At 33.7% G+C, this 9,715-nt stretch carries 7 protein-coding genes; 3 read left to right on the forward strand and 4 right to left on the reverse strand.

Annotated elements, in window-relative coordinates:
* Positions 1-287 precede the first annotated feature (287 nt).
* Positions 288-2,447, forward strand: a complete 2,160-nt coding sequence (locus ADJ83_RS10245; protein WP_031534149.1) for an ATP-dependent Clp protease ATP-binding subunit — start codon at positions 288-290, stop codon at positions 2,445-2,447.
* Positions 2,448-2,485: 38 nt separating this feature from the next.
* On the opposite strand, the gene ADJ83_RS10250 is transcribed toward ADJ83_RS10245, so the two are convergent.
* Positions 2,486-4,180, reverse strand: a complete 1,695-nt coding sequence (locus ADJ83_RS10250; RefSeq protein ID WP_031534147.1) for a M3 family oligoendopeptidase — start codon at positions 4,178-4,180, stop codon at positions 2,486-2,488.
* 164 nt (positions 4,181-4,344) lie between these two features.
* The gene (locus ADJ83_RS10255; protein WP_031534145.1) at positions 4,345-4,782 is read right to left on the reverse strand and encodes a MarR family winged helix-turn-helix transcriptional regulator; all 438 of its coding nucleotides are present in this window, start codon (positions 4,780-4,782) and stop codon (positions 4,345-4,347) included.
* Positions 4,783-4,949: 167 nt separating this feature from the next.
* Between ADJ83_RS10255 and ADJ83_RS10260 the strand changes: the two genes are divergently transcribed.
* Complete coding sequence (locus ADJ83_RS10260; RefSeq protein ID WP_031534143.1) at positions 4,950-6,437, forward strand: ATP-binding protein; 1,488 nt, start codon at positions 4,950-4,952, stop codon at positions 6,435-6,437.
* A gap of 224 nt (positions 6,438-6,661) precedes the next feature.
* Here the strand turns inward: ADJ83_RS10260 and ADJ83_RS24395 are convergent, their stop codons facing one another.
* Together ADJ83_RS24395 and ADJ83_RS10270 are read right to left on the reverse strand one after the other, a co-directional pair.
* A complete protein-coding gene (locus ADJ83_RS24395) occupies positions 6,662-6,931 on the reverse strand; it encodes an aspartyl-phosphate phosphatase Spo0E family protein (protein ID WP_051640897.1) in 270 nt (89 codons plus the stop codon).
* A 353-nt stretch (positions 6,932-7,284) separates the two neighbouring features.
* Positions 7,285-8,460: a pyridoxal phosphate-dependent aminotransferase gene (locus tag ADJ83_RS10270; protein WP_031534140.1), complete on the reverse strand. Its 1,176-nt coding sequence runs from the start codon at positions 8,458-8,460 to the stop codon at positions 7,285-7,287.
* A 324-nt stretch (positions 8,461-8,784) separates the two neighbouring features.
* Here ADJ83_RS10270 and ADJ83_RS10275 point away from each other — a divergent pair, with 324 nt between their 5' ends.
* Positions 8,785-9,570, forward strand: coding sequence for a carbon-nitrogen family hydrolase (locus tag ADJ83_RS10275; RefSeq protein ID WP_031534138.1), 786 nt, complete (start codon positions 8,785-8,787; stop codon positions 9,568-9,570).
* Positions 9,571-9,715: the final 145 nt, after the last annotated feature.

Raw genomic sequence — 9,715 nt, forward strand, 5'->3', positions numbered from 1 at the left:
TAGAAATGGACAAACAATGACGAGCATTTTCTCTAAATAAAAAATAAATTTTTAAATGAAATAGCTTCCTAATTTTGAACAAGAATATTTACATTTGGATTATGAAGAACCCAGTCTATCTTCCTCCCATTCTGTATGCAAGTAAAGAGTCTTCAGGAGATTTTTAAACGGAATAAAATTCCATTAATATTTTTTAAGCAAAAAACTTGAAAGTCAAAAAAGGTCAAAGTATAATCATAATTACAAAAGGTCAATATTAGTCAAAATCAAAAGGAGGATATTTAATGATGAAATGTGAAATTTGCCAACAAAACAGTGCCACAATCAGCTTACGATTTGTATTAAACAATATGGAAAGCACAATGAATATTTGTCATGTTTGCTATCAAAAAGAAAAGCAAAAAATGACAGCACAAAACGGCCCAATGTTTTTCCAACCTTCCCCTTTTGACGAGTTATTTCAATCACTTAACCAATCAAATTCATTAGGGGGAGCTAGTGCTTCAAAGGAAGCTCCTTTTATTAATAACAATAAAAAAGCTGGCATTCTCGATAAACATGGGAAAAACTTAAATCAAATGGCTAATGCTGGTTTGATTGACCCAGTTATCGGAAGAGAAAATGAAATTGAACGTATAATCGAGATTCTAAATCGAAGAAATAAAAATAATCCAGTACTAATCGGGGAACCTGGTGTCGGGAAAACAGCGATAGCAGAAGGATTAGCTTTAAAAATTATGGAAGGCAATGTTCCAAAAAAATTACAAAATAAAGAAATTTACTTATTAGATGTGGCTTCCCTTGTATCAAATACAGGTATTCGCGGTCAATTTGAAGAAAAAATGAAGCAAGTCATTCAAGAAGTACAAGCTAGAAAAAATGTTATTGTCTTTATTGACGAAATCCATCAGTTAGTAGGTGCAGGCTCTGCAGAAGGCTCTATGGATGCTGGGAATATTTTAAAACCAGCATTAGCTCGCGGCGAACTGCATATCATTGGGGCAACAACCTTAAAAGAATATCGTCAAATCGAAAAGGATGCTGCCTTAGAGCGACGATTCCAGCCAGTGCAAGTAAGTGAGCCATCTGTGGAAGCTACATTATCGATTTTAAATGGCATTAAGGATAAATATGAAAAATTCCATGAAGTTTCTTACACGGAAGATGCAATAAAAGCATGTACTGAGCTATCCCATCGTTATATTCAAGACCGCTTCTTACCAGATAAAGCGATTGACTTAATGGATGAGGCTGGTTCTAAAATGAATCTTTCTTCTACTTATCAAAACACGGAAGAAATCGAAAATCGTCTTGCTATGATAGCAAAAGAAAAAGAAAAAGTATTAAAAGAAGAAAATTATGAAAAAGCAGCTCAACTGCGCAAAGAAGAACAACAGCTTGAAAAGGCATTAAATGAACCAAACAATGATGATAAGCCGATTGTGGATGTTGCCCTTATCCAGCAATTAATCGAAAAGAAAACGGGCATTCCAGTAGGAAAATTACAGGAAGATGAACAGCAAAAAATGAAGTTTTTAAGTGATCGATTAGCAGCAAAAGTAATTGGACAGGATGAGGCTGTTCGCAAAGTGGCTAAAGCCATTAAACGTAGTAGAGCAGGACTTAAATCAAAAACGAGACCAATTGGTAGCTTCCTTTTCGTCGGTCCAACTGGTGTGGGGAAAACGGAACTTACCAAAACACTAGCAGAAGAATTATTCGGCAGCAAGGATAGTATGATTCGCCTAGATATGAGTGAATATATGGAGAAACATAGCATTAGTAAAATCATTGGTTCTCCTCCAGGATATGTTGGTCATGAAGAAGCAGGACAATTAACAGAAAAAGTTAGAAGAAATCCATATAGCATTATTCTGCTAGATGAAATCGAAAAAGCACATCCTGATATTCAATCCATCTTCTTGCAAATTCTAGAAGACGGACGCTTAACAGATAGCCAAGGACGCACTGTCAGCTTTAAAGACTCTGTTATTATTATGACAAGTAATGCAAGTGTCGCCCATAAACATAGGGTTGTTGGCTTTGGAAATAATGATGCAATCGAAGAAAGCAATCTTTTACAAACATTAGGAAACTTCTTTAAACCAGAATTCCTTAACCGCTTTGATGCGATTATCGAGTTTAAATCATTGGAAAAAGAACACTTACTACAAATTACAGACTTATTATTAGAGGAACTTTCTCAAAATTTACAAGAACAGCAAATCACTTTACAAGTAACCGAAACGGCCAAAGAGAAAATCGTAGAATTAGGAACACATCCAAGCTTTGGTGCTCGTCCTTTAAGAAGAGTAATTCAAGAGCATTTAGAAGATCAATTAGCAGATGTTATTCTCGATGAGCCAACAGTTAAAGAATTAACTGCAGTTATTGAGGATGACCAAATTAAGGTCAAACCAGTGCAAACACAATCTATTAGTCAGTAAATAAAAAGAAAACCGTGGGGCAATCCCACGGTTTTCTTTTATAGATTTCGGTCATCTACAGAACTTAACCACTCATCAATTACGCCGACAACTGACTCTACACAGCCATTTTCAAATGGAGAGATTAAATTAGCCTCTTTCACTAATTCCGTAAACGGCATGCTTCCCCCTAATTTGCATAGCTTAACATAATCAGCCCAAGCATCTTCTTGATTCTCTCTTGAACGTTTCCAGAATTGGAATGCACAGATTTGCGCCAATGTATAATCAATATAATAAAATGGAGAACTAAAAATATGCCCTTGCTTTTGCCAGAAGCCACCATTCTCTAGAAACTCATTTCCATCATAATCAAGATGTGGACTATATTTTTTTTCGATATTTCTCCAAGCCTGTTTTCTTTCTTTTGGAGTAGCGGTCGGATTTTCATATACCCAATGTTGGAATTCATCCACTGATACTCCATAAGGAAGGAATAAGAGTGCTGAGCTTAAATGAGAAAACTTATATTTCTCTACATCTTCTTTAAAGAATAATTCCATCCATGGCCATGTAAAGAACTCCATACTCATCGAATGAATTTCTGCAGCTTCATATGTCGGCCAATAGTATTCAGGAATATCAAATCCACCACTAGAGTACACTTGGAATGCATGACCTGCTTCATGTGTTAATACATCAATATCTCCTGAAGTTCCATTGAAGTTAGAAAAAATAAATGGCGCTTTATAATTTTCAATAAAGGTACAATATCCTCCCCCTGCTTTTCCTTTTTTAGCAACCAAATCCATTAATTCTGTTTCTCTCAAATAGGAAAAGAAATCACCAGTTTCTTTTGATAGTTCCTTATACATTTTTTGACCATTTTCAACTATCCAGGCTGGATCTCCTTTAGGAGTAGCATTCCCCGTTAAAAATTCGAATGGTTCGTCATAATATTTTAAGGAGTCGACCCCTATTCTTTTTTGCTGTCTTTCTTTTAATTTTGTTGTTAATGGGACGATATGTTCTTTTACTTGATCTCTAAATGCGGCAACCATTTCTGCATTATAATCGGTACGATACATACGATAGTATGCTAGCTCGACAAAGTTTTCATATCCTAGCTTTTTGGCAATTTCTGTACGAACCTTTACCATATCATCATATATTCTATCTAACTGCTCTTCATGCTCACCAAAGAAAGCAAAACGGGCTTCACTAGCAGCCTTTCTAGTATCACGGTCTTTTGATTCCGTAAATGGCTGCAATTGTGCAAGTGTTCTTTCTTCTCCCTCAAACATTATCTTTGCAGAAGCTACAAGCTTTGTGTATTCTGTTGATAGTTTATTTTCTTGTTGCAAAAGCTCTACTACTTCTTCTGAGAACACTTTTAATTGGGCTTCCGCTAATGCAAATAGCTGATGTCCCCATTTTTCTTCCAATTGTTCTTTAAACTTAGATTTTACAAGCGCTTCGTAATATTTAGTAGTAAGCCCCTCCACCTTAGGAGATACTTCATCCATATAATCTTGTTCTTTTTGATAAAATTCATCATTTGTATCAACAGAGTGTCGAATATAGCATAAATTAAACATTGTAGAAACATCATTTCTTAGCTCGTTTATTTTCTCTATCGCAGTAATTTGCTGCTGAACATGTTCTGCATTATTAAAATCTACTAATAGTTCATTCATCTTAACTGCAAACTCTTCAATATTTGGTCTTTTGTATGTAAATTCCGAAAATTTCATTTATATACCCCCTATTTCTTCTATGTATCACTATAATTATACATGAATATTAACAACACAAATACATAAAAGCGAAATTCGTAAGGAAGATTTATTTCAAATAGTTCCTTCGAAATAAACCTTTATCCTATTTATGAATACTCGCTTTTTACATTATACAATGACTATTTTCCAACTGATAAACCAAGGCGTTTAATTAATTCAATTGCCACATCTTTTTCTCCTGGTGATAGTTCAGACATGATTTCATGGATTCTTTGTTCGTGATTTGGAAAAATGCTTTCAATCAACTGTTTGCCATTTTCCGTTATTTGAGCGAATGTGACTCTTCGATCTGTTGGACAGGCAATTCTTCTTAAATACCCTTTTTCTTCCAGTTTATCAACTACATAGGTAATACTTCCACTTGCTAATAAAATCTTACCTCCTATTTGCTGTAACGGTTGATCTCCTTTATGATACAACAATTCGAGAACAGCAAACTCAGTTGGATTCAATCCATTTGCAGTAATTAATTTATTCACATTTTCATTGATTGCTCGAAATGCTCGAGACATAACAATATATAATTTTAATGATTGTTCAATATCTTTTTTTTCCATATAAAACTTCCCTTATTAGAATAATTCATTATCTCGAATTCAGATAAATTATAGTATTCTCCCTTAGATTTGTCAATTTCTGTAGAACTCCGCCTGTCATTGAGCTTTTACCATTTCATGTTATAATGAAGTTTATACATTGGAATTTCGTTATGGAGAATCTATTAATGAAAATAACTACACAAAAAAAAATTTCGTATATTGTAATCGTTGTTATTCCTATTATGATTACTGCAGTTCTTTTTTTTAATTACCAAATAAATAAAGAAGAAGCCAAAAATAAAGCTCATGCAGAATGGGTTGCTTCCATCCACCAAAAGCAATGGGACTCTTATATAAACAAAGTAGTATCCTCTTTAAATATATTAAGTCTATCTATTCAACCAAATATTGATACACCTAATGAGATGGATAGCTTACTTAAAAAAGTATTTACGAATGAGCATATCTATGGGGGTTTATTTTTACTCGACAGTAAAGGGAAAACGATTGCAGGGGTAAATGATACTTATGATTCCATTGATATTTCAGAGGAAGATTATATATTGGAAGTTATAAACTCAAAGGATTTAGTGATTTCTAATCGAGAAGAAGTATTAAGTAACGGACAGAAGGTTATCGGTATTGCAATGCCAATATTAGGTCAACATAATAGACTAGACGCGATTATAACAGCATATCTTCGTGTCGATTACCTTATTAATTTAACGAAGATGTTATCCTCAGAGGAAAATATTGCGATTATGAATGGGCAAAAAGAAACCATTCTCTATATAAATGATGGTGCAACTTTAGGCGAAAATGTCATTAACATGCCGATTGACCGTTTACCTTGGTCAATCATGGTTGAATTAGTAAAACCGAATATTTGGAACATTGTCAAAGCAAATATTTGGATACCTCTGTTCTTCATTCTCATTTTTCACCTTATTTATCTGATTATGATTCTTTACTATCAAAGAAAAGTAAGAAAGGAAGAAACAAAAGAGAATGAAATCCAAAAATTAGAGCTTGTTGGTAATTTAGCTGCTAGTTCAGCTCATGAAATTAGAAACCCTTTAACAGGAATTAAAGGATTGATCCAATTATTAAGTGAAAAACATCAAGATCAAAAGGATCAGCTATACTTTTCCATTATCCAAAAAGAAATTGCTCGAATAAATGAAATTGTAAGTCAATTCCTCATTTTAGGAAAGCCTACAGCACAAAAAAAACATAATATGAATTTAAAAATGATTATAGCAGAACTTAATCCACTTATTATTTCAGAAGCAAATTTATATAATGTAAAGTATATTGAAAAAGTGCCTGATGAAGACATTTATGTACTTGGAATAGCAGATCAAATGAAACAAGTACTGTTGAATTTAACAAAAAATGCACTTGAAGCAATGGAAAATGGTGGTCAATTAGAGCTTACAGTTCGTCCTATTCGTTCAAACGTACTTATTTCAGTAACGGATAATGGTATAGGCATGTCCAGCCGTCAATTAAAGAAAATATTTGAACCATTTAACACTTCGAAGGAATCAGGTACCGGCTTGGGGCTTGTTGTATGTAAAAGAATCATTGAATCATTCGATGGTGAAATACAAATATCTAGTAGAGAAAAGAAAGGAACAAGGGTGAATATTATTTTACCTTTAATAGACTAACAACCTACTTCTTCGCTTCTTGCATGTTCCTTTATATTTCCCTTCTTTCCACAAAGAGGGGAATAACTATTGAACAAAAGATGCTTTTTTCTTTATCCTGATCGTGGACACATGCGGAATAATGGGGTATTAACATCATTTAATTACAGAAGGGCATTGATTTAGATGAGATATTATTAGGTAATTACTGCCATTACCCTTCACCAATATTATTTAATAGTATATTATCTATATACAACCTCAGAATAATTTTTGCGCTTATATTGACTAGCATTAGACCAAAAAATTCGAGTGTTTTTATATTTTCTTTTTATTTGTTTTCTTTTTTCTCGTTCGTAACGAAAAACAAGCTGATATTTATAGATTAATTCATCAAGCTCTTGACTTAACCTAATCGTCTCCGCATCAATAGTACCAAGCTCTTTTGCTGTTTTTATCATTACCTCCCTCTTCTCTTGAATTTCATCTAACAATTCTGTTTTCTTACAATACACCTTTTTCTTCCTCCTAATCAAATTCCAACTTTCAAACAATTCATTATTGTTTACTTGATGAATTATTACAATAAAACAAATAAAAGTAAATAGATTCGCAATATTAGACATTTTTTTAAGAAAAAATAGGTAAAAAGACCTATTTATCTATCTAACCATTACTGTTGTTCGACAAGAAACGTGACGAAAATAGTCGAATGGTATGACTAAAGTAAGCAAACGCTTTCTTTTTGGTTATTTCCGCCCATTATTTCCCCTCATATAAAAAAAGCTAGTACTCTTTATATTAAAAAAGGATTAAATAGATAAAAATCTATTCAATCCTAAATGAAATTTTATAGCTTTATTCCATCTTATTTAAAAATCGGAAGTGTACTTAATCTTTCAATGGCCTCTTGTAATCTATCCACTTCTGTTAATAACCCCACTCGAACATATCCCTCTCCAAATTGACCAAAACCGGATCCTGGAGCCATTGCAATATGTACTGTCTCTAATAAATAATCACTAAATTCTTGTGACGTAAAACCATCTGGTATTTTCAGCCAAGCAAAGAAGGATCCCTCTGGCGCCTTCACTTCCCAACCAATTTCGTTGAGTCCTTTTATTAATATATTTCGTCTCTTTTCATAAAGCTCATTCATCCTTTTTACACTCTCTTGAGATTCTGTTAATGCCGTGTAAGCAGCTTCCTGTATCGCACCAAATAAACTTACATACAGATGGTCTTGGTAAAGATTAATAGCTGAAATAACACTGCTATTTCCAACTGCAAAGGCTACTCTCCAGCCTGCCATATTAAACGTCTTTGACAATGTATATATTTCAACTCCAATATCCTTTGCTCCATCAGCTTGAAGAAAACTAATTGGTTTCTTTCCATCAAAGCCAATCGCACCATATGCAAAATCATGGACAACACAAATGTCATGCTTTTTACTTAGAGAAACTGTCTCATCAAAGAATTCCTTTGTTGCTATCGCTCCTGTCGGATTGTTTGGGTAATTTAAAAACATTAACTTTGCTTTCTCTAAATCCTTTTCTGCTATATCCTTATAATTGGGCAAAAACCCATTTTGTTCTCGCAACGGCATCATAACTGTTTCTGCTTGTGCTAAAGCAATCCCAGATAAATAGTCGGGATAGCCAGGATCTGGAACCATTACTGTTTCTCCTGGATTTAATAGACATAACGGAATTTCAACAAGACCTGCCTTCCCCCCAAATAAAATAGCCACCTCTGTTTCAGGATTTAAATCTACATTATATTCTTGCTTGTAAAATTGAGAAATGGCCGTTTTTAAATGAGGATAGCCTCTAAAAGGTGAATACTTATGGTTTTTCGGTTCTTCTGCTGCAGCTTGCAGGCTCTGGATAATAGTAGAAGGAGTCGGTTGATCTGGATTACCTTGTCCTAAATTAATCACATCATAACCTCTCTCAATATAGCTATTAACTTTTGTAACTAATGAAGCAAAGAATTGTTCTGGCAAATTTTTCAATAACTGAGATTGTTCATATTTCTTCATATAACTCACACCTTCTTTAAACGATAAAGTGAAACTTCCATCAGGGAAATTTTTCTTCTTTTTCCCCGCTGATGTTAATGGAATCATTCAACCTTTACAAACAGTTGATTATCAAATCTCCTACAAAAAGAAATGAGCGTATTCCTGTCCGTTAATAGTGGGATAATCGCTAAAAATATTTCACTTACTTAAATGATGCAATACAAAAATAATCATTTAATAATTCGCTTTTTTATGATATAACCAAATTACCTTAATAATTGGATTTTTTAGTTGATTATCATTATATAGGAAAATAACGAAGATGAATAGAGGTGTTAGCTTTTGAATTTTCGAATTAGTTTGATTCAAATGGATATTGCATTCGGTAAACCAGAAGATAATTTTCAGCAAGCAGAAGAAAAAATTACGGCCGCTTGCAAAGATAACTGCGATATCATTGTATTGCCTGAGCTATGGTCAACGGGCTATGACTTAGCAAGACTTTCATCAATTGCTGATAATCATGCCAAAAGAACTATCTCTTTTTTAAGTGAATTAGCACTTAAACATCAAGTTCACATCATTGGTGGATCTATTGCGAATAAGAAGGAAAATGGCATATTTAATTCCCTTATTGTTATAGATAAATCAGGAAATGTCGCCCACACCTATGACAAGCTCCACCTTTTCCAATTAATGGATGAACATTTATATTTAAAAAGCGGAACATCAAGTGGATTGTTTTCTTTAGAAGAGAGAATGTTTGCTAGTATGATTTGCTATGATATTCGCTTCCCAGAATGGATAAGAGCACATACAACAAAAGGGGCGGAAGCAATCTTTGTTGTTGCTGAATGGCCAAAGCCAAGATTGGCACACTGGAAAAGCCTCCTTATTGCTCGAGCCATTGAAAATCAATGCTTTGTAATTGCTTGTAATCGCGTTGGTGCAGATCCTGATAATGTCTTTGCAGGACATAGTATGATTATTGATCCATGGGGAGAAATCGTAGCAGAAGCCGGTGAAGAAGAAGAAATTCTAACAGCCTCTGTTCATTTAGATAAAGTTACAGAAGTTCGGAAGACTATCCCTATTTTTACCGATCGCAAACCAGAATTTTATAATTGATTTTAGCATTTTTATAAAAATATTCTAAGTAGAAATAATGAGCAGCCTGAATACACATAAACTTAGACTCCTCTTGGATTTGCGGAGGGCACTGAAAAAGAATAGTATCTCCAAATTAAATAAGAATTTATTTATTTGAAAGCGA

This window comes from Bacillus sp. 522_BSPC (assembly GCF_001076885.1).
GTDB lineage: Bacteria > Bacillota > Bacilli > Bacillales > Cytobacillaceae > Niallia > Niallia hominis.